The following is a 25331-nucleotide window of genomic DNA, read 5'->3' as shown; positions in this document are numbered from 1 at the left end:
GCCCCGCACCCGCGTACCTCGCGGCGCTCAGGTCAGGGCGGCCCTGACCGCGTGGGCGGCCGACGCCGCCCGGGCGTCGGTCAGCGCTCCGCCACCGATCTCCTGGAGGTAGAAGACGTCGACCGCCTGGGGGCCGAGCGTGTCCACGTGGGCGGAGGTCACCGTCATGCCGAGCGCGGCGACCGCCGCCAGCACGTGGTGGAGCAGGCCGGGGCGGTCAGCGGCGCGCACCTCCAGCACGGTGGCCCGCCGGGACGCCTCCGGCCGCACGGCGACCGACGGGTCCAGCCCGCGGGTCTCGATCGGGCGCAGCCTGGCCGAGGGCTCGATGCGCCCCTCGACGATGGCCTCGAACCGCTGGCGCAGCACGGCGGGCTCCAGGCCCGTCCCCGAGACCTCCCACTGGGAGACGGCCAGGTCGCCCTGGGACCAGGCGCGAGCCCCCCGGACCGGGGTCCGGTGCAGCGCCAGCATGGCGGCCACGTCCGCGAGCAGGCCCACCCGGTCCGGCGCCATCACGGTGATCATCGACCCGTCGTCGCTCGCCTCCACCGTGATCGAGACGGGAGCCGCCCCCTCGACCAGGACCTCGGGCACCGGCAGCTCACGGTCCGCCGGGTCGAGGAGCGTGCCCACGTCGTGTCCCTCGTCGAGGACGGCGTCGGCGCGCCGGACCAGGGCGCCCACCAGCCCGGCACGCCAGCTCGACCACGCCTTCTCCGACGCGGCCAGCGCGTCGGCCTCGGTCAGGGCGGCGAGCAGCTGGAGGGTGAGGCGGGTCTGGACCCGGTCGGTCACCTCCTGCACCGTGGTCGGGTCGTCGACGTCGCGGGTGGTGGCCACGCCCGGCAGCAGCAGGTGCCAGCGCACGAGCGTCCCGATCACCGCGACGTCGGCGGGAGAGAACCCCATCCGGGCGGCCACGGCGCGGGCCAGGGGCTCGCCCGCGATGCTGTGCTCCACCAGGCCCCCCTTGCCGATGTCGTGCAGGAGTGCCGCGACCATCAGCAGGTCGGGGCGGGGCACCCGCCGGATCAGCCGCGACGCCTCGATGCAGGTCTCGACCACGTGGCGGTCCACGGTGAAGCGGTGGATGACCGAGGCGTGCGGCAGCAGCCGGATCCGCTCCCACTCGGGCAGCAGGCCATCCAGCCCGCCTGTCTCCTCCAGGGTCTCCCACACGCCCAGGAGCCCGGGCCCCGAGGCCAGCAGCCGCACCATCAGGTGGCGGGCCTCCTCGGTCCAGGGGTTGCTCAGGGGCGGTGACTCCGCGACCAGCCGGGCGACGGTCGCCGGGGCGAGGACCAGGTCGCGCTCGGCCGCCTCGGTGGCCGCCCGCAGCAGCAGGAGGGGGTCCGAGGACGGCTCCACCCGCCCGTCGAGCACCACCTCCCCCGCCGACTCCGCCACCCCCGGGGCCAGCGGCTGGAGCCGGGGCCGGCGAGCGCCGGTGGCCCGCGGCCGGGCCAGCACCGCCTCCACCCGGCGCCAGGTCAGGCGCGAGAGGTGGGCGATGCGCCGGCCGTGCCGCCGGACGTCACGCTGCGCAGCGTCGGCGCTCGGCAGTCCGAGTCCGCCTGCGATCTCCGCCCAGCTCTCCGGGCCCACCCGGTCCACGGGCCGGCCGGTCGTGGCGTGCAGGTGGTCGCGCACGTCCAGCAGCGCCTGCCGGCCGCGCTCGAGCTCGACGTGCGGCACGTCGACCAGCCACGTCGCCACCAGCGCCCGCAGGATGCAGGCGTCCCGCAGCCCGCCGGCCGCCTCCTTCAGGTCTGGCACCGAGGCGTGCGCCAGCTCGCCGACCAGCTCGTGGCGGCGCCGCACCATCGCGGCGAGCTCGGGGAGCCGCTCGCGGGCCGCGCGCCGCCACTCGGCGAGCACGGTGGTGCGCAGCCGCAGGGTCAGGTTGGGGTCCCCCGCGAGGTGGCGCACGTCCAGCAGCCCGAGGGCGACCTTGAGGTCCGCCGCAGCGGTCCCGACCGTCTCGCTGAAGGAGCGCACCGAGTGGTCCAGCCGGGCACCCGAGTCCCACAGGGGGTACCAGAGCACCGAGGCGAGCGCCGCCGGGTCGAGCCCGTCGTCGTGCACGAGCACGACGTCGAGGTCGGAGCAGGGCGCCAGCTCGCCGCGACCGTAGCCGCCGACCGCCACCAGCGAGAAGCCGGTCTCCGGCCCTCCTGCCGCCTGGTAGGCCTCGCGGCAGAGCGCGTCCGCGCGCGCGGTGCGCTCACTTCGTTCGACCTGGGTCATCGGTTCTCCTCATCCGGACATGGGTGAGGCCCGTCCCCGACGGCGTGCGCCGCCCGGGACGGGCCTCCCCCGACCTGTGCGTGGGACGTGCGGCTCAGAGAGCGGCTTCGTCCTTGTCGCCCGTCCGGACCCGGACCACGGTGTCGACCGGGCTGACCCAGACCTTCCCGTCGCCGATCCGTCCCGTCTGGGCGGTCTTGACCACGATCCCCACCACGTCCTCGGCGTCCGCGTCGTCGATCACGATCTCGATCCGGATCTTGGGCACCAGGGCGATGTCGTACTCCGCCCCGCGGTAGACCTCGGTGTGACCCTTCTGCCGGCCGTAGCCGCTGACCTCGGAGACCGTCATCCCCGCGACCCCGAAGGTCTCCAGGGCCTCACGGACGTCCTCCCACTTGTGCGGCTTGATGACCGCGGTGACCAGCTTCATGCGGTGGCTCCTTCCTTGACCTGCTCCGAGGTGGCGGTGCCACCGATGACTCCCCGGCGGGTGCCGCCGGCACCGCCGAAGTCGTAGCCGGACTCGCCGTGCTCGGCGAAGTCGATGCCCTCGACCTCGACCTCCTCGTCGACCCGGAGCCCGATGACCGCCTTGACCGCGAGGGCCACGACCAGGGTGGCCACGGCCGACCAGATCATGGCGAAGAGCGCGACCACGAACTGGATCACGAGCAGCTTGATGCCGTCACCGTAGAACAGGCCGCCGCTGGTGGCCAGGAAACCGATGCCGATGGTGCCGACCAGACCACCCACGAGGTGGACGCCGACCACGTCGAGCGCGTCGTCGTAGCCGAGCTTGTACTTCAGGCCCACGGCCAGGGCGCACAGGGCACCGGCGACCAGGCCCAGGATGATCGCGCCCACCGGGGAGAGCGAGCCACAGGCCGGGGTGATCGCGACCAGACCGGCGACGACACCCGAGGCAGCACCCAAGGAGGTGGCCTTGCCGTCGCGGATCTTCTCGATCACCAGCCAGCCCAGGATCGCGGCTGCGGCGGCCATGGTGGTGTTGAGCCAGACCAGGCTGGTCTCGCTGAGGAACGCCTCCGCGTCCTTCTCCGGGCTCTCGCCGCTGAAGACGATCGAGCCCACGTTGAAGCCGAACCAGCCGAACCAGAGCAGGCCGGCGCCGATCATGGTGAGCGGCAGGTTGTGCGGCTTGATCGGCTCCTTGCCGAAGCCGAGCCGCTTGCCCAGGAGCAGCACCAGCACCAGGCCGGCGATACCGGCGTTGATGTGGACCACGGTGCCGCCGGCGTAGTCGATCGGGGCCACCTCGGCACCGTCGGCGCCGGAGAAGATCAGGTCGGCCAGGCCGTTGGTGGCGCCGCTCAGGAACCCGCCGCCCCAGACCATGTGGGCCAGGGGGAAGTAGGAGAGCGTCGCCCACAGGGGCAGGAAGAGCATCCAGGCCGAGAACTTCAGCCGGTCGGCGACCGCGCCGCTGATCAGGGCCGCGGTGATGACCGCGAAGGTCAGCTGGAAGCCGACGAAGATGTAGTCCTGCCCGCCCACGTCCTTGAGCCCGAAGAGCTCGAAGGGGTTGGAGAAGAGCATCGCCACGTCCTGCGACCCGTAGGACATCGACCAGCCCCACAGCACGTAGACGACGCCGATCACGCCCATCGCAGAGAAGGACATCATCATCATGTTGAGCACGGACTTGGAGCGGCTCATGCCGCCGTAGAAGAGCGCCAGTGCTGGCGTCGTCATCATCAGGACCAGTGATGCCGACATCAGCATCCAGGCGTGGTAGCCGTAGTCCATTGGACCTCCAGTTGCCTCGGGGAGTGATGCCAGCAACCTTCGGGCCACCACATTTCGACGTGTGCCGAAGCATGTTGCGTCCATGCAACGTCTTCGGCCCTGGTGTTACACCCATGTGAACGCGGCGGGGATCGTCGCGGTGAACTAAGGTGCGGGTTTGTGAGGATCATCGGGACGCTGATGGTGCGCGACGAGGTCGACATCGTCGCCGCCATGGTCGAGCACCATCTGGCCCAGGGCCTGGACCAGCTCATCGTCACCGACAACGCCTCGGTGGACGGGACCCGCGAGGTGCTGGAGGCCTACGCCCGGACCGGGCGCGTCGAGCTGCACAACGACCCCGAGCACCGCAAGCAGCAGCGCGACGTGGTGACCCGGATGGCCCGCCGGGCGCGCACGCACTACCGGGCCGACTGGGTCCTCAACCTGGACGCCGACGAGTTCCTGGTCCCGCTGGACCGTGGCCTGAGCGTGCGCGAGGCGCTCGAGCGGACCCCCCTGCACCTCAACGCCTTCACCGTCCCGGTGGTCAACCTGATCGGCCCGGCCGGCTGGTCGGGCAGCGGCCTCTCCCGCCTGGTCTGGCGCGACCAGCGCAGCAACGAGACGCTGCGCTCGGTGGGGCTGCACGCCCAGCCGACGCCCAACGCGGTGCACCGGGGCGAGTGCGACATCGTGGTCCAGCAGGGCAACCACTTCACCTCGATGCCCAGCAACGGCCAGCCCGATCCCGCGGTGTCGATGGAGGTCCTGCACCTGCCGTGGCGCTCCTGGACCCAGTTCGAGCGCAAGGTGGTCAACGCCGGTCGCGGCTACGAGGCCTCACCGGACCTCAAGCCGAGCCCCAACCACCACGGGATGGCCGACTACCGGCGCTGGAAGGAGGGCACCCTGGAGGAGTCCTACCTGGCGCGGAGCCCCGACGAGGTCGAGCTGGCCGCCGGCGAGCCGGGCGGCGAGTTCCGCTACGAGCCGTGGCTGCGCGACCACCTGCGCGCCCTGGTCTCCCGGGCGTTGCAGCCCGACCTCCTGTCCGCCGTGCTGGAGTCGGACGAGACCTCCCCGGTGCCCGACGAGCTCGGCGACACCGCCCTGCGTCGTCACCTCGAGCTGACCCGCGACTCCGCGGAGAGCCGGACCGGCCGCACCGCCTGATCAGCGGTCGAAGCCCCGCTCGCGACGAGCCTCCAGGGCGATCTCGACCAGCCGGGCGGCCCGGGCGCGGAAGGAGTGCTCGCGCCGGATCCGGGCGGCGACCTCCCGCCGCTCCTGGTCGGAGCCGAAGACCTCGTCGGGCCGGCTCAGGGAGCTGAGCTCGACGAGGTGGGCGCGCGAGGTCATCACCTGCACCGAGCGCCCGAACAGGCCGTCGAGGCCGACCACGTCGTCGGTGATCACCCGGGCCCCGCTGGCGGCGGCGTCGAAGAGGCGGTTGGAGATGAAGCCGTCGGTCCGCATGTCCTCCCAGTGGTCGTTGAGCACCACGCCCGCCGACCGGTAGGCCGCGCCGAGCCGGGAGTTGGGGAGGTAGGTGTCCTTGATCAGGCGCCCCGCCACGAACGGGCGCCACTGGCTGCCGTAGATCGACAGCGGCAGCCGCTCCTCCACCGCCGCGCGGACGATCGGGCGGTACTCCTTGCGGGAGCCCCCGACGAAGAGCACCGGGTGACCCGTGTCGGGCACCGCGAGGTCGGGGTGGAAGAGGCGGTGGTCGGTGGCCTGGAGCATCGGCTCGACCCTGATCCCCCAGTCCCGGGACTTGCGCTGGGCCCAGGTCGCCGACGCGGCGAGGAGGCGGTCGTAGGAGACAGCCTCGGCGGTGGGGAGCATCTCGGGGTGGGAGATGACCCACCCGAGGGTGACGTGCTCGAACGAGGGCCGGTAGGGAGCCAGCCCGCGCAGCACCAGGGAGACGTCGTCGAACCGGCCGGTGTAGCGCTCGTGCTCGGGACGGTGGTCGATCACCACCTCCTGGCCCAGCTCGCGCAGCGCCGCTGCCAGCGCCCGCGCGAAGTGGGTGTCGCCCCAGCGCTCGGCCTCCGGACCGAAGGGGGCGGGATTCTTGATCGCCCACCGCAGCCGCGGCGGCGACTGGGAGATCTGCGGACGGGCCTCCCGGACCAGGACCGGCTCCGGCACCCCGAGCCGGCGCTGCTTGCGGTGCCGGAAGGCGACCGCCCGGTCCACCACGCGGAAGCCTCGCGTCGCCCACAGCTCCTCGTCGTCGCCCGGCAGGGCGTGCTCCCAGCGCTGGAGGAAGAGGGTGCGGTTGGTGTCGAAGGCGTCGAAGCGCCCCGGGGTCTGCGACTCGTGGTGGGTGACCCGGGAGTCGGGGCGGACGGTGAAGCGGCCGGGCCGGCGAGCGGCCAGCCGCAGGCACAGGTCCACGTCCTCCATCCCGTTGCGGAAGACGGGGTCGAACCCCTGGAGCGCCACCGCGTCCTCGGTGCGCAGGGCCAGGGCGGCGCCGGTGAGGGCGTGGAAGGAGAGCTCCTCGACGCCGGCCGCGTCCTCGACGGGGAAGCCCTGGAGGAAGGCGTGCGGCAGCCCGCCGGTCACGGGGAAGGCGACGCCTGCCGACTGCACCACACCGGTGGGATAGAGCAGCAGCGACTGGGCGCCGAGCACCGCGGGGTCGGCCAGGGCGTCGACCAGCGGCTCCAGCCATCCGGTCTCGACCGTGGTGTCGTTGTTGAGGAAGACCACGGTGGCGCCCCCGACGTGCGGCAGGGCCAGGTTGTTGCCCAGGGCGAACCCGTGGTTGGTGGGCAGGTGGAGGACGCGGACGCCCTCGAAGCGCACCGGCAGGGAGTCGAGCACGACCGAGGCCTCGGCGTCGCACCCGTTGTCGACGACCAGGACCTCGACGCGCAGGTCGCTGTCCTCGGCAGCGGCCATCACGCTCTCGACCGCGGCCCGGGTCATCTCCCAGTCGGCATAGGTCGGGATCACCACCGAGACCGTCCCGGGGTCGCGCGGGGTCCGGGCCGCCTCCTGCCAGTCGATGAGGGACCGGTTGAGGACCACGTCGGCCCAGGACTTCACCGTGGCGTGCTCGAGCACCGGGCGGTCGCCCGCCGGTCGCCGCCGTGCCTCCGAGGCCCACGAGGCGTGCCGGGTGACGCCCTGGAGGGGTACCGCGTGCAGGCCGAACCTGGGTGCCAGCCTGGTGACGAGCTCGAAGACCCAGGCGCCGGGCAGGTCGTCGGCGAAGCCCCCCGCCGTCCGGAGCGCCTCGCGCCGGACGACGAGCCGGGCGAGGTCGACGCCGACGCGCTGGGCGACCGGCTCCCGGGGCAGCCCGCCGCCGACCAGCGCGGAGGAGCCGTCGCGGCGCACCCGGCGCAGGACGTCGACCAGCACCGACCGGTCCTCCACCTGCCCGACCGCCGCCATCAGGCGCAGCCGGTCCGGGGACCAGGTGTCGCCGGCCTCCAGGAAGGCCACCCACTGACCTCGCGCCGAGGCGAGCGCGGTGTTGAGAGCCGCCGGGCGGGCGTCCTCCGGCACCGGGACCGTCGACCAGCGGCCGTCGGGCAGCTCGGCCGCGAGCACCTCCTCCAGCTGGGGCAGGACCCCCTCGTCGAGGACCACGACCTCCCACGAGGAGAGGACCTGGGCACGCAGGGAGCGCAGGGACGTGGCCAGGTGACCGGGGTCGCGCCCCGGCGCGAGCAGGACCGTGACCAGCGGGCCCCCGGCGGGCGGCACGGGGACGACGTGGTCGTAGCCGGCGAGCACCTCCTGGCCTCGGCGCAGGTCGTCGCGCGTGCTGGCCGGGCTCGCCGCGGCGGTGCGGCGCCGGGCCCACTCGGCGCGGCGCTCGGCGATCCAGGCGAGGAGGTCGGGGTTGCTCGCCTGGTCCTCCCCCAGCAGCCACTGGTTGGCTGCCGCTCCGGCGGCCGCGCCCACCTCCTGGTAGTGCCCGAGCGGGCCGTGCGGGTGCGCGCTCGCACCCGGCGTGCGCCGCAGGTAGCGGCGGGTGTCGAAGAGAGGGTGGGTCGCGGCGCGCCACGCCCGGCGGCGCAGGTAGACCAGGAAGACGTCGCGGTCGCTCAGGTCCGCGGGGTGGTGCTCGGCGAACCACTGCCGGTCGAAGAGCCGGTTGGGCGAGGGACGACGCGCGACCGGGGTGCGCAGGTAGTGCCGCACCAGCTCCAGCCGGGAGCCCACCTCGCCCGTCACCAGCGAGTACCACTCCTCGTCGAAGAGCGGCGAGTCCATCAGCAGCGACGCGTCGGCCCCCAGCTGGCCGACGCCGGCGGGTGCGCTGACCCGCCCCTCGACGACTCGTCCGAGGACGCGTCGAACCCGGGTGATGCTGGGTCGGTCCACGTGGGGCGGCCTCCTGGTCGGTTCTGGGGGGGAGCTCAGCCCAGCAGCGCGTCGACGAACGCCTCGGCGTCGAAGGGCGCCAGGTCGTCGGCTCCCTCACCGAGTCCGACCAGCTTGACCGGGACTCCGAGCTCTCGCTGGACCGCTACGACGATACCCCCCTTGGCGGAGCCGTCGAGCTTCGTGAGCACGATGCCGCTGACGTCGACCACCTCGGAGAAGACCCGGGCCTGGATCATCCCGTTCTGCCCCGTGGTGGCGTCGAGCACGAGGAGCACCTCGGTGACCGGGGCCTGCTTCTCGATCACCCTCTTGACCTTGCCGAGCTCGTCCATCAGCCCGGCCTTGTTCTGGAGCCGGCCGGCGGTGTCGACCAGGACGGTGTCCGCCCCGTTCTCGGCCCCCGTCTTGACCGCCTCGAAGGCGACGCTGGCCGGGTCGCTCCCCTCGGGGCCCCGGACGACCTCCACGCCAACCCGCTCCCCCCAGGTGGCGAGCTGCTCGACCGCGGCGGCGCGGAACGTGTCGGCGGCACCCATCACGACCTTGCGGTCCTGGGCGACCAGGATGCGCCCGATCTTGCCGACGGTGGTCGTCTTGCCGGCGCCGTTGACACCCACCACCAGGACCACGCCGGGCTTGCCGTCCTCGCCGCTGACCTGCAGGCGCCGGTCCAGACCGGGGTCGACCAGGTTCAGCAGCTCCTCGCGCAGCACCGCGCGCACGTCAGGGGACTTCGAGCCCTCGACCCGCATCCGGGTGCGCAGCCTCTCGACCAGCTCCTGGGTCGGCCGGACACCGATGTCGGCGGTGAGCAGCGTGTCCTCGATCGACTCCCAGGTGTCCTCGTCGAGGCGGTCACGGGAGAGGAGCGCGAGCAGGCCGCGTCCCAAGCCGCCCTGGGAGCCGGAGAGGCGCTGGCGGAGACGGACGAGCCGGGAGGACACGCCCTCCGGCCGCTCCACGACCGGGGCAGGCGCCTCGACGGGCGCGGTGACCGTCTCCGGTGGAGCGGGGGCGGCCGCCTCCGGCGGGGCCGTCGTCCCCGGTCGGGTGAGGACGTCGGTGCCGGCGCCCGGGGGCACCTTCGGCGCCCGACGGCCACTGGCCAGCAGACCCACCACGGCCAGCACGCTGAGGACAGCGATGCCGATGATCAGATAGAGCAGTTCACCCATGCCCCCAATCCAATCAGACCGGCCACGTCCGCGACGTCAGGGGCCGCGCGGCTCCTCCTCCTCGTCGATCACCGGCAGGGCCTCCACGCCCTTGCGGGCCGCGCGCCCGGCCTGCGGCAGCAGCGGGAGCTCCGCGCCCCGGTGGGGGAACGCCACGTAGGCCAGCACGGCGGCAGCCACCAGCAGGGTGAGCACCATGACGACGATGACGGTCAGCATGCGAGTTGCTCCTGTGGTTCGACTCCGAGACCCCCCACCTTCGCACCCTAACGCCGCCGGCTGGGGACCTCGGCGTGTTGCCTACGCCACTCGGGCCGAGGGCAGGCCCCGTCAGCGGGTGGCGGAACCGGGACGCAGGAGCGGCAGCACGGCCTCCCGGATCACGCCGGGGATCGGCACCACCGGCCGGTCCCCCGCCCCCCGGGTGTTGTCGACGTAGACGTGCACGAACCGCCCCTCGGCGGCCGCCTCCTCGCCCTCCCCCTGGAAGAGGCCGATGCGGTAGACCACCGAGGAGCTGCCGACCCGGTCGACGACCAGACCGGTCTCGATCGGTGCCGGGAAGCCGAGCTCGCGGAAGTAGCGGCAGCCGGTCTCGGCCACGATGCCGATCTGGGGCAGCGCCCGCACGTCGAGCCCGGTGGCCTCGAAGAGGTGGGCGTTGACCGCGGTGTCGAAGATCTCGTAGTACGTCGCGTTGTTGAGGTGCCCGTAGGCGTCGTCGTCGCGCCAGCGGGTGGTCACCGTGCGCCAGGCGACGTAGTCGGCGCGGGTGGGCCGGGGGGCGCTCATGCCGACTCGCTCTCGCGCAGTCGCTGGCTGATCACGGTCGAGACCCCGTCACCGCGCATGGTCACCCCGTAGAGGGCGTCGCCGACCTCCATCGTGCGCTTCTGGTGGGTGATCACCAGGAGCTGGGAGTTCTCGCGCAGCTCCTCGTAGATCTCCAGGAGCCGGCCCAGGTTGGTGTCGTCGAGGGCAGCCTCGACCTCGTCGAGGATGTAGAACGGCGACGGCCGGGCCTTGAAGAGGGCCACCAGGAACGCCACGGCCACCAGCGAGCGCTCACCCCCGGAGAGCAGGGAGAGCCGCTTGACCTTCTTGCCCGGCGGTCTCGCCTCCACCTCGATGCCGGTGGTGAGCATGTTCGACGGGTCGGTGAGGACCAGCCGGCCCTCGCCCCCGGGGAAGAGCCGGGCAAAGGTCGAGTCGAAGGCCTTCTCCACGTCGGCGTAGGCCTCGGTGAAGACCTGCTCGACCCGCTGGTCGACCTCGTGGACGATGTCGAGCAGGTCCTTGCGGGTCCGCTTCAGGTCCTCAAGCTGCTCGGTGATGAACCGGTGCCGCTCCTCCATCGCGGAGAACTCCTCGAGGGCCAGCGGGTTGACCCGCCCGAGCATGCTGAGCTGACGCTCCGCGGCCCGCAGCCGCTTGAGCTGCTCCTCCCGGACGAAGGGCACCGGCTCGGGCGCCTCCTCCCCCTCCGGCACCTCGGCGACGGACGGCACCGCGTTGTGCGGGCCGTACTCCGCGACCAGGGCGTCCGGGGCGAGGCCCAGCTCCTCCAGCGCCCGCTCCTCCAGCTGCTCGATCCGCATCCGCTGCTGGGCCCGGGCCATCTCGTCGCGGTGCACCGAGGAGACCAGCTCGTCGTGCTCGCGCCCCAGGTCGCGCATCCGGGCGCGGACGGTCAGCAGCTCCTGCTCGCGGCCGTGCCGGGACCGCTCGACCTCGCCCCGCTCGTGCGCCGCCCGGTTGACCGCGCCCTCCAGGGCATGCAGCACCACGGCGACGGCCGCCCCCACCGCCTCGGCAGCCCGACCTTCGCGCAGCAGGCGCTCGCGCCGGGCCTGTGCCCGCGCCCGGGACTCGCGCTCGCTCGCCGCGGCCCGCAGCAGGGAGTCGGCCCGCCCGTGGATCGCGCGGGCCCGCTCCTCGGCGGTGCGCAGGCCCAGGCGGGCGTCCATCTCCTCCTGGCGGGCGGCCCGGGCCGCCTCCTTGAGCTCCTCGCGCCGGGCGGTGTCCGGCTCCTCCTCGGGAGCCTGCTGCGCCTGGTCCCAGCGGGCCTGCAGGTCGGCCAGGCCGGCCAGGTCCTTCTCCCTGGCCTGGGTGGCGGTGGCGATCGCGCGCTCGAGCCTCTCGGCCTCCCCGCGCGCGGCCCGTGCCTGGGAGCCGTACTGGCCGAGCTCCTCGGCCACGGCCGCCAGCGTGGCGTCGGACTCGTGCAGCCGCGCCAGCGCGACGTCCACGCGCTTGAGCGCCTCGAGCCGCTCGCCCTCCAGCCCCGAGATCTCGAACCCCAGCCGCTCGCAGGCCGCGGTGGCCCGCGCCAGCTGGTCGACCGCCTCGTCGTGCGCCGCCTGCACCTCGAGCAGGCTGGGCTGGCTGGTGGAGCCGCCCACCGCGAGGTGGGCACCCAGGACGTCGCCCTCCCGGGTCACCGCGGTCGCGGCACCGTGGGTCAGCAGCTCCCGGGCGGCGTCGAGGTCGTCGACCACCACCACCTGCGAGAGCAGGGTGGCGACGGCAGGAGCCAGGTCGGCCGGGCACTGGACCACGTCGAGGGCGTACGTCGCCGAGGCCGGCAGCCGGGGGCGCGCCTCCTCGCGCGCCGGCCCACCGGCCACCACCATCCCGGCTCGTCCCAGGTCGTGCTGCTTGAGGTGCCGGACGGCGTCGAGCGCGGCGTCGATCCCGGTGACCGCGACCGCGTCCGCCGCGGCGCCCAGGGCGGCCGCGACGGCCGCCTCGTACCCGGGGCTGACCTGCAGCAGCGCCGCCACCGTGCCCAGCACCCCCGACACCTCGTCGGAGGCCGCCAGGAGCGCACCCGCGCCGTCCTTGCGGTTGAGCCCGATCTCCAGGGCGTCCTTGCGGGCCAGCAGCCCCGCCCGCTCCCGGTCGGAGGCCTGCAGGGCCTCGCGCGCCCGGGAGAGTCGCTCGTCCACCTCGTCGAGCAGGTCGACGGCCGCCTCGTGCTCGGCGTCGAGCCCCTCCTCACCGGCATCGAGCCCGGCCACCTTCGTCTCCAGGGCGGTGTAGTCGTGCTGCGCGCGCTCGACCCGGGCCAGCGCCTCCTGACGCGCGGACTCCAGCCGTCCGAGCTCCTCGTCGGCCGCGGCCGCCCGCGACTTCAGCGCGTTGACCTGGCCCTGCAGCCGCGCCAGGCCCTCGCGACGGTCGGCGGCCGCGCGGACCAGCCCGGCGATGCGCCGTTCCTCCTCGGCCGCGGCGTCCTCGGCCTCGCGGCGGGCCTGCACGGCCCGCTCCAGCGCGGCCCGCAGCTCCTCGACCTCGGCCGCGGTGCGCTGCTCCTTGATCCGCACCTGCTCCGCCTGCGCCTCGAGCTCGTCGGGGTCGCGGCCGCCCTCGTGGGTCTCGTCGGAGGAGCCCCGGGCGTTGCGCACCCGCTCGGCGGCCAGCGACTGGGTGCCGCGCAGCCGCTCGCGCAGACCGGAGAGCGCGAACCACGACTCCTGGGCCGCGGCCAGGGCGGGCAGGTCCTCGCGGAGGGCGGCCTCGAGGCGCGCCTCTGCCTCGCGGGCGGCGGCGAGCTCGGCCTCCACCGCCTCGCGCCGTTCCACCAGCACCGACTCGTCGGCCAGCTCCTGCTGGAGCGCCTCGCGGGCGGTGACCAGGTCGTCGGCCGCGATCCGCGCCCGGGCGTCGCGCACCTCGGCCTGGACGGTGGCGGCCTTCCGGGCCACCTCGGCCTGGCGTCCGAGCGGCTTGAGCTGGCGTCGCAGCTCCGCGAGCAGGTCGTTGAGCCTGGTCAGGTTGCCGTCGGTGGAGTCGAGCTTGCGGAGCGCCTTCTCCTTGCGCTTGCGGTGCTTGAGGACGCCCGCGGCCTCCTCGATGAAGCCGCGCCGGTCCTCCGGGGTCGCGTGCAGGATCGAGTCGAGCTGGCCCTGGCCGACGATCACGTGCATCTCGCGGCCGATGCCGGAGTCGGACAGCAGGTCCTGGACGTCGAGGAGGCGGCACGAGCTGCCGTTGATCGCGTACTCCGAGCCGCCGTTGCGGAACATCGTGCGGCTGATCGTCACCTCGGCGTAGTCGATGGGCAGCGCGCCGTCGGAGTTGTCGATGGTCAGGGCGACCTCGGCCCGGCCCAGCGGGGGGCGCCCGGAGGTGCCGGCGAAGATCACGTCCTCCATCTTGCCGCCGCGCAGCGACTTGGCCCCCTGCTCGCCCATCACCCAGGCGAGGGCGTCGACCACGTTGGACTTCCCGGACCCGTTCGGGCCGACGATGCAGGTGATGCCTGGCTCGAGCTGGAGCGTCGTGGCCGACGCGAAGGACTTGAAGCCCTTCAGGGTCAGGCTCTTCAGGTACACCCAGGACTCCTCATCGCGGTTGCGTGGCCGCGGGTCACACTACCTCCGCAGGAGGCTCGGCAGGGCGCTCCGCGCGCGCCGGCTCGAGGGGGGCACGGTCGGCCACCGCGATGTGGCCCAGCTGGCGCCACACCAGGGCCAGCGTGAGGGCGGAGCCGACGAAGGCGAACCAGAAGGGGGCCGCGAGCCCCCACTGCTCGGCGATCACCCCGCCGAGCAGCTGCCCGAGCACCATGCCCCCGAAGACAGCCACCAGGTAGACCGACCCCACCCGGCCCTGGAGCTCGGTGGGCACAGCCCGCTGACGGACCGAGACCGAGACGTTGTACCAGACGAACGAGTAGGCCCCGAACCCCAGCATGATGAGCAGGGCGAGCCACCCCGTCGTGGTGAGCGCCAGCCCCAGGTGCATCGCGACCTCGAGCAGCAGGCAGCCGCGCATCAGGGCCGCCGGGGTGGTGCGGCGCTCGAGCCACCCGAAGGTCACCGTCCCGACCAGCCCGCCGACCGCCGCAGCGGTGGTGAGCAGGCCGAAGCCCACCTCGCCCATCCCCACCCGGTCGATCGACCACAGCACGAGCACCGACCAGGCAGCGCCCCAGGTCACGTTGAACGCGCAGATCACCAGGGCCAGGGTCCGCATCGCACGATGGCCGCGGATCCAGCGCATCCCCTCCACGATGTCGTGGCGCACCCGGGTCCCGCTCACCTGCCGCACCGCCCCACGCGCCGCCGCGATCCGGGAGACCAGCACGGCGCCCAGGAGGACGGTGGTCGCCTGGACCATGAACGGCCACGCCATCCCGGTGGCGAAGAGGAAGGCGCCGACGGGAGGTCCCGTCAGCTGGTTGCCGACCAGGTAGCCGGCCTGGAGGCGGGAGTTCGCCACCCCGAGGTCCGCCTTGGCGACCACCATCGGGGTCAGGGTGGAGGTGGCGGAGTCGGAGAAGACCTCGGCGACACCGAGGGCGAACATGGTCGCCAGCACCAGCGCGATCCCCACCCGGTCGGTGGTGACCGCCGCGCAGAGGACGACCAGGACGCCCGCCCTGGCCAGGTTGGCGACCACCACCACCCGACGCCGGTCGAGACGGTCGGCCACCGCGCCGGCGAAGAGGCCGAGGAGCAGCCAGGGCACCCGCTGAAGAGCGGCGGCCAGCGCCACGAGGCGCGCGTCGTCGGTCTGCGAGGCGACGAGCAGCGGACCCGCGGCCAGCGCGATGCCGTCGCCGATGTTGGTCGTCCAGACCGACGTCAGCAGGCGCCGGTAGTCGACTCCCAGCCGGGAGGGCGAGATCGTCTCACCGAGCCGGGAGCGCCGCCCGTTCAGGCGGGCAGCATCTCCTGGAGCGACTGGTCGTCCAGGAGGGCCGCGGCCTGCAGGTCGGTGAGGCGGTCGTTCTCGTGCTGCAGCTGCCGCACGAGCGACTCCAGGTCGGCGATCCGCGCGCGCAGCCGAGCGTTCTCCGAGGAGAGCTGGGCGCTGCCGCGCTGGTCGACGACGAGATGTCCGAGGAGCGCCTTGGCCATCGTCAGCCTTTCGAAGTCAGAAGAACGGTGAAAGGGTCTTGTACAGCCCTTGTCAAGAGTCCCACCGGGCGACGCCCGGGTCAACTCCACGTCACGCGAAAGTTACCGGGCGGTACGTCGGCGTGGCGCGGGCTGGCAGACCGGGCAGAAGTAGGAGGAGCGGTTCATGAACGCGACCCGCCGGATAGGGGCACCACACCGCTCACAGGGTTCCCCCTCCCGGCCGTAGGCGTGCAGGCTCCGGTCGAAGTAGCCGGACTCCCCGTTGACGTTGACGTAGAGCGCGTCGAAGGAGGTCCCACCCTGGGCCAGGGCCGCCTCCATCACCTCGCGAGCGTGACCGAGCAGCTCGACCACCTGTCTGCGCAGGAGCCGGTCGCCGGGCCGCTCCCCGTTGACCCGGGCCCGCCACAGCGCCTCGTCGGCGTAGATGTTCCCGATCCCCGAGACGGTTCCCTGGTCGAGCAGCTGTCGCTTGACGGCGGCGGGCCGCTGCCCGATCCGGCGGGCCACCGCCGAGAGGTCGAAGTCGGGGTCGAGGGGGTCGCGCCCGATGTGTGCGATCTCGGCGGGCAGGACGGCCCCGCCGGGCGAGAGCATCAGGCCCCCGAAGATCCGCTGGTCGACGAACCTGAGCTCGAGGTCGTCACCCAGGGTGAAGCGCACCCGCAGGTGGCGCTCGGCCGGCGCGTCGGGGGCCTGCACCAGCATCTGGCCACTCATGCCCAGGTGGCCGAGGAGGGCGTCGCCGTCGTCGAAGGCGAGCCAGAAGTACTTGCCGCGGCGGCGGACGCCGGCGACGGTCCGCCCGGTGACGGCCGCCGTGAAGCCCTCGGGACCGAGCCGGTCGCGGCGGACCGACCGCGGGTGGAGGACCTCCACGGCCCGCACCGTGCGGCCGGTGACGTGGCGCTCGAGGCCCCGCCGGACGACCTCGACCTCGGGAAGCTCCGGCACCGCTCAGGACCCGCTCGGGATCCCGTCGACCCGACGAGCCTCCACGATCTCGCCGTAGGCGGTCTGGGCGGCCGCCTGCTCGGCCTCCTTCTTCGACCGGCCGGCGCCGTGCCCGTAGAGCGTGTCGCCGACGCGGACCTGCGCGGTGAAGGTCTTGGCGTGGTCCGGGCCGTCGTCCTGGATCACGTAGTCGGGCACGCCGAGCTGGTGCTCGGCCGCCAGCTCCTGCAGGGAGGTCTTCCAGTCGAGGCCGGCCCCCATGGCGGCGGCGGCCTCCATCAGCGGGTCGAAGAGCCGGTGGATGACCTCGGCGGCCTCCCCCAGCCCTCCGGAGAGGTGGATGGCGCCGATCACCGCCTCGACGGTGTCGGAGAGGATCGAGGCCTTCTCCCGGCCGCCCGTGGTCTCCTCGCCCCGCCCGAGCTTGATGTGCTCGCCCAGGCCGATGGTGCGTGCCACGTCGGCGAGCGCTCGCGCGTTGACCACCGCCGCCCTCAGCTTGGCCAGGCGGCCCTCGGAGAGGTCGGGGTGGGTGCGGTAGAGGGTCTCGGTGACCACGACGCCGAGCACCGAGTCGCCCAGGAACTCCAGGCGCTCGTTGGTCGGCAGGCCGCCGTTCTCGTAGGCGTAGGAGCGGTGCGTCAGCGCACGGTCCAGCAGCTCGGGATCCAGGATCGGATCACCGAGTGCTGTCCGTAGCTGCTCGGTGCTCAGCTGCCGGGCCTGGGTCAGAGGACCTGGCGGCGGGCGGCGCGGGCGCCGTACTGGCCGCACTCGCCGCAGGCGCGGTGCGGCAGGTGCTTGGCGTCGCAGGCCGGGTTGGCGCAGGTCACCAGCGTCGGCGCGACGGCCTTCCACTGCGAGCGACGGTGGCGCGTGTTGCTGCGCGACATCTTCCGCTTGGGGACAGCCACTGTGATCTCCTTGTGCCAGGGCCTGACGGCCTCGTGCTCTCGTCCGGTCGGGGTCCCGACCTTCTCAGTCCTCATCCTGCTTCAGGGCCGCGAGGCCCGCCCAACGCGGGTCCACCGCTTCCTCGTGCCCGTGGTCCGGGTCGTCCGCGAGCCGTGCACCGCACTCGACGCACAACCCGGGACAGTCGTCCTGGCACAGCGGCTGGAACGGCAGTGCGAGCACCACCGCGTCCCGCAGCAGGGGCTCGAGGTCGAGCAGGTCGCCCTCGAGCTTGCTGGCCTCGTCGTCCAGCTCCTCGTCGGAGTGGTCGTGCCGGACGTCGTCGTAGACGTACAGCTCCTGGAAGTTGACCGCGACCTCGTCGTCGATCGGCTCCAGGCACCGCACGCATTCGCCTTCCAGAGCGGCTCGCGCCACTCCGGTGACCAGCACTCCCTCCATGACCGCCTCGAGGCGCAGGTCGAGCTCGACCGGCGACCCCTCGGGGACACGAAGGACTTCGATGCCAAGCTCTGCCGGTGCCGGCACCGAACGGACCACCTCACGCTGGGACCCCGGGCGGCGGCCGAGCTCGCGAGTGTCGAGCACGAGCGGCGCTCTCGGGTCCAAGCTGTTCAGTGGTCCACTTTCAGTGCTGGGGCAAGGCAGAACTTGGTGAGTCTAACCGGCCGCCCGGGCAGGCGGCAAAACGGGTCAGGAGGCACCGGAGGCCCGCTCCGCGAGCCGTGCCGTCAACCGCTTCAGCACGAAGGCGGGCACCAGGCCGGAGACGTCGCCGCCGAGGGCCGCCACCTCCTTGACCAGGCTCGAGGCCAGGTAGGAGTACTGGGGGCTGGTGGTGACGAACACGGTCTCGACCGGGGCCAGGCCGGCGTTCATCTGCGCCATCTGCAGCTCGTAGTCGAAGTCGCTGGCGCCACGCAGCCCCTTGACGATCGCCACTGCGTCCTGCGCGGTGCAGAACTCGGTGAGCAGGCCGGTGAAGCCGGCCACCCGCACGTTGCCGAACCCCGCGCAGGCCTCGGTCAGCATCTCCATCCGCTCCTCGGCGGTGAAGAGCCTGTTCTTGGAGGCGTTGACCCCCACCGCGACGACCACCTCGTCGAAGAGCCGCGAGGCCCGTCCGACGACATCGAGGTGTCCGTGGTGGACCGGGTCGAACGACCCCGGACAGACGGCGCGGCGCACTAGCTCTCCTCCTGCTGGCCCTGGTCGGCCCCGGAACCGGGTCCGACGGCGTGACCGTACCAAAGCACCGTCTCGCCGTAGCGACGCTGCCGCTCGCCCTCCAGACCGGGGGGCCACCGGAGCGCGGGCCCCCGCGCGGAGCGCTCCACCACGACCAGGGCTTCCTCGGCGAGCCAGCCACCCGCGACGAGCAGCTCGAGGTCCTCCTCCACCCGGGCCGGCTCCAGGGGGTAGGGCGGGTCGCTGAAGACCACGTCGTAGGGCGCCGCGGGGGCCCGGCGCAGGGCGGTGCTCACCGTGGCGGCCACGACCTCCACCGCCCGCTCCCCCGCTCCGGCCCCGATGGTGCGGGCGTTGGCGCTCACCAGCGCGGCGGTCCGCCGGTCGTGCTCCACCAGTGTCACCGCCTCGGCCCCGCGCGACCAGGCCTCCAGCCCGACCGCACCGGAGCCGGCGTACAGGTCGAGCACCCGCAGCCCCTGCCACGAGCCGCACCACGCCTCGAGGGCGGAGAACAGCGCCTCCCGGACGCGGTCGCTGGTGGGCCGGGTGGCATCCCCGGCGGGGGTTGCGAGGCGGCGTCCCTTCGCGGCCCCGGCGATGATCCTGGTCATGCCTTCTCCATGAAGTCGGACTTGGTCGACTCCTCCATCTCGCGGACCGCGCGCGCCAGCAGCGGGGCACCGAGGAGCTCGGGGTCGTCGCCCAGCAGCAGCTCCGCCGCCTCCCGCGCGGCCACGATCGTCTTCTCGTCCCGGAGCACGCGCAGGTTCTCCAGGCTCGAGCGGAAGCCGCTCTGGTTCTTGCCGAGCACGTCGCCCTCGCGGCGCTGCTCGAGATCGATGCGGCTGAGCTCGAAGCCGTCCGTGGTCGCCGCCACCGCGTCCAGCCGGCCGCGCGCCTCGGTGCCGGCCTCGGCCGCCGAGACCAGGAGGCAGAGCCCGGGCAGCCCGCCACGACCCACGCGACCGCGCAGCTGGTGGAGCTGGGAGACGCCGAACCGTTCCGCGTCGAGCAGCACCATGGTGGTCGCGTTGGCCACGTCCACGCCCACCTCGATCACGGTGGTGGAGACCAGGACGTCCACCTCCCCCGCGGCGAAGGAGCGCATCGTGGCCTCCTTCTCCTCGGCCGGCATCCGGCCGTGCAGCCGGGCCACCCGGACGTGGGCCAGGGGGCCGGCCGCCAGCTGCTCGGCGACCTCCTCGACCGCCGCCAGCGGCTTGCGGGGCGTCGTGTCCCGCCCGTCCTCGTCGACCTCGCGCTGGTCGGTCTCACCCTGCTCCGGCTCGTCGCCGCTGATCCGCGGACAGACCACGTAGACCTGGTGCCCCTTGGCGACCTCCTCCGCGACCCGCTGCCAGACACGGTCCATCCAGTGCGGCTGGTCCGCCAACGGCACCACGTTGGTCTGGATGGGGGCCCGCCCGGCCGGGAGCTCGCGCAGCACCGAGGTCTCCAGGTCGCCGAAGACGGTCATCGCGACGGTCCGCGGGATCGGCGTGGCCGTCATCACCAGCACGTGGGGAGGGGTGCGCGCCTTGTCGGTGAGCGCCGCCCGCTGCTCCACCCCGAACCGGTGCTGCTCGTCGACCACCACCAGGCCGAGGTCGGCGAAGGAGACCCGCTCCTCCAGCAGCGCGTGGGTGCCGATCACCAGCCCGGCCTCGCCGCTGGCGATCCGGAGCATCGCCTCGGCCCGCTGTGCCTTGGGCATGGATCCGGTGAGCAGGGCCACCCCGGTGGCCTCCTCGGCGCCACCCAGCATCCCTCCCGCGGCCAGGTCGCCCATCATCGCCACGATGCTGCGGTGGTGCTGCTGGGCGAGCACCTCGGTCGGGGCGAGCAGGGCGGCCTGGCCACCGGAGTCGACGACGCGCAGCATCGCGCGCAGCGCCACCAGGGTCTTGCCCGAGCCGACCTCGCCCTGGAGCAGCCGGTTCATCGGGTGCGGGCGCGCGAGCTCCTCGGCGAGGAGGTCGCCGATCTCGCGCTGGCCGGCGGTCAGCTCGAACGGCAGACGGGCGTCGAAGGCGGCCAGGAGCCGCCCCTCGCCGCCGTCGCGGACCTGCGCCCCGCGGGCGCGCAGGGCTGCCCGGCGGCGGGCCAGCACCAGCTGCAGCACCAGCGCCTCCTGGAACCGGAAGCGCTTGCGCGCGGCGCCCAGCTGGCGCTGGTCGTCGGGTCCGTGGATCCAGCGCAGCGCCGTCATCACGTCCAGCAGGCCGTGCCGCTCCAGGAGGAAGGGAGGCAGCACCTCCTCCACGCCGGTGACCAGCTCGAGGGCGACCTGGACGATCTTCTGCAGGTCCCACGAGTAGAGCCCGGCGGTCACCGGGTAGATCGGGAGCAGCCCCTTGAGACTCGCCGCCAGCGCCGCGTCGACGGCCGTCGGGTCGTCGTCCTCACCCGGGGCCTCCCCCGCGGAGGTGAACATCACCGAGTGCGGTGAGGCGAGCTGCCAGGTGCGGTTGAAGAGCTGCACCTTCCCGGTGAACATGCCCCGGGACCCGGGAGCCATCCGCCGGCACTCGCTCTCGGCCATGCCCTTGTGCGGCATGAAGAACGTCAACGTGAACTCAGGCCCCGCGGTCTCGACGCGCACCTCGAGGCGGTGGCTGAGCCGGTTGGTCCGCCGGTTCGTGAACGACTTCACCTGGCTGCTGCGGACCCGGCCCACCACGCTGAGCATCTCGCCCTCACGCGGCCGGGCGACCTCGGTGAGCTCGGTGGTGGCGACGTAGCGACGGGGGAAGTACCAGAGCAGGTCGCCCACGCTCCGCAGCCCGAGGCCCTCCTCGACCGCCTTCCGCTTCTTGACCGCCCTGCCGAAGACGCTCGCCACGGGCGAGTCGGGAGTGATCGCGACCATCGCGCTACTCCACCGAGATCAGGAGGGGGTACCGCTCCTGACCGCCTTCGTAGACCACCACGTCGACGTGCGGGTGCTTGGCCTCGACGCGCTCGGCGCTCCGCGCCGCCAGCTCCGGGGAGCCCGGATCCGCCCCGGCGACGATGGTGACCAGCTCGCCACCGGCGCCCAGCAGCCGGTCGAGCACCCCGGCCGCGACCTCGTCGAGGTCGTTGCCGACGACGGCGAAGTCGCCCTCGATCACTCCCAGCACGTCACCGGGCTCGCACGGGCCGGCCATCGTCATCGCCTGCTTGGCGGCCACGGTGACGGCCCCGTGACGGGCGTGCCGCGCGGTGGCCGTCATCTCCAGCACGTCCTGGTCGAAGGAGCGGCCGGGCTCGTGCACCGCGAGGGCGGCGAGCCCCTGCACCTGGGCGTGGGTGGGGATGACCGCCACCCGCACCTGTCCCGACTCCTCGGCGGTCCGGGCCGCGATCTCCGCCACCCGCACCGAGTCGGGGTCGTTGGGCAGCACCACGACCTCCGCGGCCCCGCACTCCTCGATCGCCTCCAGGACGAGCCCGGTCGAGGGGCGCCGCCCGGGACCGGCCGGGACCACGACCGCCCCGGCCTCCTCGAAGAGCTTGCGGAGCCCGGCGCCCGCCGCCACCGCGACGATGCGGCGCCCCTGGCGCGAGCCCGACCCCGTCTCCACCCGGGCCGCCTGCTGCGCGATCTGCTCGGCGAAGTGGGTCACCCGGATCCGGTAGGGACGACCCGCGACCATCCCCGCCTCGATCGCGGCCCCGACGTCGTCGACGTGCACGTGGACGTTCCACAGCCCCTCTCCCCCGACCACCACCAGGGAGTCGCCCAGTCGGCCGAGCTCGGCGCGCAGCGCCACGACGTCGTGCTCGGACGCCTCCAGGAGGTACATCACCTCGTAGGCGGGGCCCTCGGCCGTGAGGTCGCCGGCGGGCAGCCGTACCGGGATCCGGGGCACCCGTGCACGCGCCTGCGCCGGCACCCGCCCGGTGAGGACGCGCTCGGCGGCGTCGAGGACGACGCAGAGCCCGCGCCCGCCCGCGTCGACGACGCCGGCGTCGGCCAGCACCTGGAGCTGCTCGGGGGTGCGGGCGAGCGCCTCGCGTGCCGCGGCGGCCGCGGCGGCGAAGACCTGGCTGGCGCGCAGCGTGCCGTCGGTGTCCGCCGCGACGAGCTGCTGGGCGGCGTCGCTGGCCGCCCGTGCCACGGTGAGGATGGTCCCCTCGACCGGCTCGCCGACGGCGTCGTAGCTGGCGTCGGTGGCCACCCGCAGCGCGTCCGCCATCACCCGGGCGTAGGGCTCCTCCGGGTCGGCCTGCTCGATCCGGGAGGCGACCGCGCCCAGCATCTGGCTCAGGATCACCCCCGAGTTCCCCCGGGCCCCCAGCAGCGCGGCCCGGCGCAGCACCGCCAGGCACTCCGGCACGCCGCCGCCGCTGCCGGCCCGCTCCCGGATGGCGTCACGGGCAGCGGAGAAGGTGAGGAACATGTTGGTCCCGGTGTCGCCGTCCGGCACGGGATAGACGTTGAGCGCGTCGATCTCCTCCCGGGCGGCGCTGAGGGCGTCGGTGCCGATGTCGACGAACCGCAAGATGGTGTCCAGCGCGATGCCGTGGGGAACCTGCTCCATGCCCCGTCCCTCTCTGGTGACCGTCGGCAGGCTGACGCCGCCCGAGCTGCGCCCACAGGCTAGTGGGCCGCGGGCCCGGGACGCAGAAGACCCCGCGAGCGTGCTGCTCGCGGGGCCGACTGGAACGCTGTCAGGTCAGCGGGAGACCTTGCCGGCCTTCAGGCAACCCGTGCAGACGTTGAGACGCTTGGGGGTGCCCTCCACCGTGGCGCGGACGCGCTGGATGTTGGGGTTGAAGCGGCGCTTCGTGATCTTGCGCGACCACGGACGGTTGTTGCCGAAGCCCGGCTTCTTGGCGCAGATGTCGCAGACGGCAGCCACCGTGCACTCCGATCAGTTCGTTTGGTTGAGTCGACATGCCCGTCGCGACCAGGACGAACCGGTCGACGAGCAACCGCACAAGAGTATCCGACCATCCCCCGGCCGGAGAAATCGAGCCCGGGACGGCGCCCGGTCAGAAGTGCACCCAGCCCGCATCGCCCTCGTAGGCCTCGCCGTCGACGGTGACCCCCTCGCCCTCGAGGACCGAGCCCACCACCTGCCAGCCGACGGGCACCGAGGCCTCGTCGGGGAAGGCGGCGAGCAGGGGGTGGTCGTCTCCCCCGCCGAGGATGAAGGCCATCGGGTCGGCCCCCAGCGCCGACCCGACCGCACGGAGCGGCTCCGGCACGGCGAAGGCCTCCCGGCGCAGGTCGAGGCGCACCCCCGAGGCGCCGGCCAGGTGCCCGGCGTCGGCGACGAGGCCGTCGGAGACGTCGATCATCGCCGTGGCGCCGGCCGCGGCGGCCTCCGGCCCGGCGTCGTACGGCGGCTCCGGGCGCCGGTAGGCCTCCACCAGGACCCGGGGCGAGCGGAACCCGCGACCCAGCACCGCCAGCCCGGCGGCGGCCCAGCCCTGACGGCCGCGCAGCGCCAGCACCTCCCCGGGGAGCGCACCGGAGCGCAGCACGGGGGCCTGGGCGCAGGCGCCGATGACGGTGACCGAGACCACGATCTGCTCGGCCCGGGTCAGGTCCCCGCCGACCACGCTGGCCCCGACCCCTGCGCACTCGGCGGCGAACCCCCGGGCGAAGTCCAGCGCCCAGGCGGCCGGCAGGTCGGCCGGCGCCGCGAGTCCGATGGTCAGGGAGTGGGCCCGCCCACCCATGGCGTTGACGTCGGACAGGTTCTGCGCGGCGGCCCGGCGGCCCACGTCCTCGGCCTCGGCCCAGTCGCGACGGAAGTGGCGGCCCTCGACCACGAGGTCGGTGGAGACCACCACGTGACCCTGGCGGATGCGCAGGACCGCGGCGTCGTCGCCCGGGCCGACCAGCACGTGGTCACCCTGTTCGAAGAGGGAGACGAGCTCGGCGACGAGGCCGAACTCGCCGACGTCCGCCAGGGTCGCGTCCGGGGGAAGAGGCATGGAGCCATCCCACCAGATCGCGGCGGGCTCGACCCGCATCGCCCGACCTACCGGCGTGGCCGGGCCGACCTGTAGGTTGACGCAGGACAACGCCCACGAGACCGAACCGAGGAGCCCTGATGGTCGTCCAGGCCTACATCCTGATCCAGACCGACGTCGGCAAGGCTGCCGAGGTCGCCGCAGCGATCGCGCAGGTCAACGGCGTCACGCTCGCCGAGGACGTCACCGGCCCCTACGACGTGATCGTGCGCGCCGAGGCCCGCAACGTCGACGAGCTCGGCAAGCTGGTCGTCTCCAAGGTGCAGAGCCTCGAGGGCATCACCCGCACCCTCACCTGCCCGGTCGTGCACATCTGAGGGCAGCGCCCCACGTGCCGACCGCGACTCCACGACGCCCCGGGTCCCCAGGACCGCGGGGCGTCGTCGTGCCCCGACCCGGAGCCGCCCGGTCCAGGCGGCTCGCCCCCCTCCTCGCCCTCCTGGCCCCCGTGGCGCTCCTGGCGGCCTGCGGCAGCGCCGTCGAGGTCGAGACGCCCGCGCTCCCGGCCGACGACGCGGCCCGGTGCCAGGCCCTGCTGGAGGACCTGCCCGACCGGCTCTTCGGCCAGGAGCGGCGCGAGGTGGAGCCGGACGACGCCCCGGCCGCCGCCTGGGGGGACCCGCCGGTCGTGCTCCTGTGCGGCGCCGAGGAGCCGGAGGAGTACGACCAGTTCGCCTCCTGCAACCCCATCGGCGGCACCGGCTGGTTCATGCCGGACTCGCAGCTGCGCGACCGCAGCGGACCGGTCGAGATCACCGCGATGAGCCACAGCCCCCGGGTGCGGCTCGTGGTGCCGCCCGAGCTGCGCGACAGCGGGGCCGACTCGGCGCTGGCGACCCTGGGGCCGCTCGTGGCCGAGCACCTGGTCGAGACCCTGCCCTGCCACTGAGCCCGGGGC

Annotated in this window: 23 protein-coding genes; 3 read left to right on the top strand and 20 right to left on the bottom strand. The window is 73.5% G+C overall.

The window, feature by feature from the left end; all coding sequences use genetic code 11:
• Positions 1 to 27 precede the first annotated feature (27 nt).
• The 3 genes from AC4BG9_RS04415 to AC4BG9_RS04405 form a co-directional block, all read right to left on the bottom strand.
• Entirely contained in the window at positions 28 to 2250 is a 2223-nt protein-coding gene (locus AC4BG9_RS04415) for a [protein-PII] uridylyltransferase (RefSeq protein ID WP_490569862.1), read from the bottom strand.
• Positions 2251 to 2344: 94 nt separating this feature from the next.
• Positions 2345 to 2683, bottom strand: a complete 339-nt coding sequence (locus AC4BG9_RS04410) for a P-II family nitrogen regulator (RefSeq protein ID WP_489966852.1) — start codon at positions 2681 to 2683, stop codon at positions 2345 to 2347.
• Positions 2680 to 4020, bottom strand: coding sequence for an ammonium transporter (locus AC4BG9_RS04405; RefSeq protein WP_490569861.1), 1341 nt, complete (start codon positions 4018 to 4020; stop codon positions 2680 to 2682). Before AC4BG9_RS04405 ends, AC4BG9_RS04410 begins: the two co-directional genes overlap by 4 nt.
• Before the next feature lie 159 nt (positions 4021 to 4179).
• On the opposite strand from AC4BG9_RS04405, the gene AC4BG9_RS04400 reads away from it, so the two are divergent.
• Positions 4180 to 5175, top strand: a complete 996-nt coding sequence (locus AC4BG9_RS04400) for a glycosyltransferase family 2 protein (RefSeq protein ID WP_490569860.1) — start codon at positions 4180 to 4182, stop codon at positions 5173 to 5175.
• Here AC4BG9_RS04400 and AC4BG9_RS04395 read toward each other — a convergent pair whose 3' ends face one another.
• From AC4BG9_RS04395 to AC4BG9_RS04315, 17 genes are all read right to left on the bottom strand, one after another.
• Positions 5176 to 8355, bottom strand: a complete 3180-nt coding sequence (locus AC4BG9_RS04395; RefSeq protein WP_490569859.1) for a glycosyltransferase — start codon at positions 8353 to 8355, stop codon at positions 5176 to 5178. It lies immediately after the preceding gene.
• A 35-nt stretch (positions 8356 to 8390) separates the two neighbouring features.
• On the bottom strand, positions 8391 to 9533 hold the full coding sequence (gene ftsY / locus AC4BG9_RS04390) for a signal recognition particle-docking protein FtsY (protein WP_490569858.1): 1143 nt from the start codon (positions 9531 to 9533) through the stop codon (positions 8391 to 8393).
• Between the two features lie 36 nt (positions 9534 to 9569).
• Positions 9570 to 9752, bottom strand: coding sequence for a hypothetical protein (locus AC4BG9_RS04385; protein ID WP_490569857.1), 183 nt, complete (start codon positions 9750 to 9752; stop codon positions 9570 to 9572).
• A 111-nt stretch (positions 9753 to 9863) separates the two neighbouring features.
• Positions 9864 to 10325, bottom strand: coding sequence for an acyl-CoA thioesterase (locus tag AC4BG9_RS04380; RefSeq protein ID WP_490569856.1), 462 nt, complete (start codon positions 10323 to 10325; stop codon positions 9864 to 9866).
• Positions 10322 to 13870 carry a chromosome segregation protein SMC gene (smc, locus tag AC4BG9_RS04375; RefSeq protein WP_490569855.1) on the bottom strand — a complete coding sequence of 1183 codons (3549 nt, stop codon included), beginning with the start codon at positions 13868 to 13870 and terminating at the stop codon, positions 10322 to 10324. The genes AC4BG9_RS04380 and smc overlap by 4 nt, the downstream gene beginning before the upstream one ends.
• A gap of 34 nt (positions 13871 to 13904) precedes the next feature.
• On the bottom strand, positions 13905 to 15128 hold the full coding sequence (locus AC4BG9_RS04370) for an MFS transporter (RefSeq protein ID WP_490570215.1): 1224 nt from the start codon (positions 15126 to 15128) through the stop codon (positions 13905 to 13907).
• Between the two features lie 68 nt (positions 15129 to 15196).
• On the bottom strand, positions 15197 to 15400 hold the full coding sequence (locus tag AC4BG9_RS04365; RefSeq protein ID WP_490569854.1) for a hypothetical protein: 204 nt from the start codon (positions 15398 to 15400) through the stop codon (positions 15197 to 15199).
• Between the two features lie 102 nt (positions 15401 to 15502).
• The gene (mutM, locus tag AC4BG9_RS04360; protein WP_490569853.1) at positions 15503 to 16357 is read right to left on the bottom strand and encodes a bifunctional DNA-formamidopyrimidine glycosylase/DNA-(apurinic or apyrimidinic site) lyase; all 855 of its coding nucleotides are present in this window, start codon (positions 16355 to 16357) and stop codon (positions 15503 to 15505) included.
• A gap of 3 nt (positions 16358 to 16360) precedes the next feature.
• A complete protein-coding gene (rnc, locus tag AC4BG9_RS04355; RefSeq protein ID WP_490569852.1) occupies positions 16361 to 17131 on the bottom strand; it encodes a ribonuclease III in 771 nt (256 codons plus the stop codon).
• Positions 17086 to 17271, bottom strand: a complete 186-nt coding sequence (gene rpmF, locus AC4BG9_RS04350; RefSeq protein ID WP_489966863.1) for a 50S ribosomal protein L32 — start codon at positions 17269 to 17271, stop codon at positions 17086 to 17088. The genes rnc and rpmF overlap by 46 nt, the downstream gene beginning before the upstream one ends.
• Before the next feature lie 64 nt (positions 17272 to 17335).
• Complete coding sequence (locus AC4BG9_RS04345) at positions 17336 to 17860, bottom strand: YceD family protein (protein ID WP_490569851.1); 525 nt, start codon at positions 17858 to 17860, stop codon at positions 17336 to 17338.
• A gap of 105 nt (positions 17861 to 17965) precedes the next feature.
• On the bottom strand, positions 17966 to 18460 hold the full coding sequence (gene coaD / locus AC4BG9_RS04340; RefSeq protein WP_490569850.1) for a pantetheine-phosphate adenylyltransferase: 495 nt from the start codon (positions 18458 to 18460) through the stop codon (positions 17966 to 17968).
• On the bottom strand, positions 18460 to 19074 hold the full coding sequence (gene rsmD, locus AC4BG9_RS04335; RefSeq protein ID WP_490569849.1) for a 16S rRNA (guanine(966)-N(2))-methyltransferase RsmD: 615 nt from the start codon (positions 19072 to 19074) through the stop codon (positions 18460 to 18462). The genes coaD and rsmD overlap by 1 nt, the downstream gene beginning before the upstream one ends.
• Positions 19071 to 21332, bottom strand: coding sequence for an ATP-dependent DNA helicase RecG (locus AC4BG9_RS04330; protein WP_490569848.1), 2262 nt, complete (start codon positions 21330 to 21332; stop codon positions 19071 to 19073). The genes rsmD and AC4BG9_RS04330 overlap by 4 nt, the downstream gene beginning before the upstream one ends.
• A gap of 4 nt (positions 21333 to 21336) precedes the next feature.
• The gene (locus AC4BG9_RS04325; protein ID WP_490569847.1) at positions 21337 to 22989 is read right to left on the bottom strand and encodes a DAK2 domain-containing protein; all 1653 of its coding nucleotides are present in this window, start codon (positions 22987 to 22989) and stop codon (positions 21337 to 21339) included.
• A gap of 135 nt (positions 22990 to 23124) precedes the next feature.
• Positions 23125 to 23310, bottom strand: coding sequence for a 50S ribosomal protein L28 (rpmB, locus tag AC4BG9_RS04320; protein WP_490569846.1), 186 nt, complete (start codon positions 23308 to 23310; stop codon positions 23125 to 23127).
• A gap of 133 nt (positions 23311 to 23443) precedes the next feature.
• On the bottom strand, positions 23444 to 24394 hold the full coding sequence (locus tag AC4BG9_RS04315) for a thiamine-phosphate kinase (RefSeq protein ID WP_490569845.1): 951 nt from the start codon (positions 24392 to 24394) through the stop codon (positions 23444 to 23446).
• Positions 24395 to 24513: 119 nt separating this feature from the next.
• Here AC4BG9_RS04315 and AC4BG9_RS04310 point away from each other — a divergent pair, with 119 nt between their 5' ends.
• Together AC4BG9_RS04310 and AC4BG9_RS04305 are read left to right on the top strand one after the other, a co-directional pair.
• Positions 24514 to 24750, top strand: a complete 237-nt coding sequence (locus AC4BG9_RS04310) for an Lrp/AsnC ligand binding domain-containing protein (protein WP_490569844.1) — start codon at positions 24514 to 24516, stop codon at positions 24748 to 24750.
• A gap of 68 nt (positions 24751 to 24818) precedes the next feature.
• Positions 24819 to 25322 carry a DUF3515 domain-containing protein gene (locus AC4BG9_RS04305; protein WP_490569843.1) on the top strand — a complete coding sequence of 168 codons (504 nt, stop codon included), beginning with the start codon at positions 24819 to 24821 and terminating at the stop codon, positions 25320 to 25322.
• The last annotated feature ends 9 nt before the right edge of the window (positions 25323 to 25331 follow it).

The organism is Nocardioides sp. Z40_12, assembly GCF_058215795.1.
Note: the sequence above shows the minus strand (reverse complement) of the source record. Positions and strands in the feature narration are given on the sequence as shown.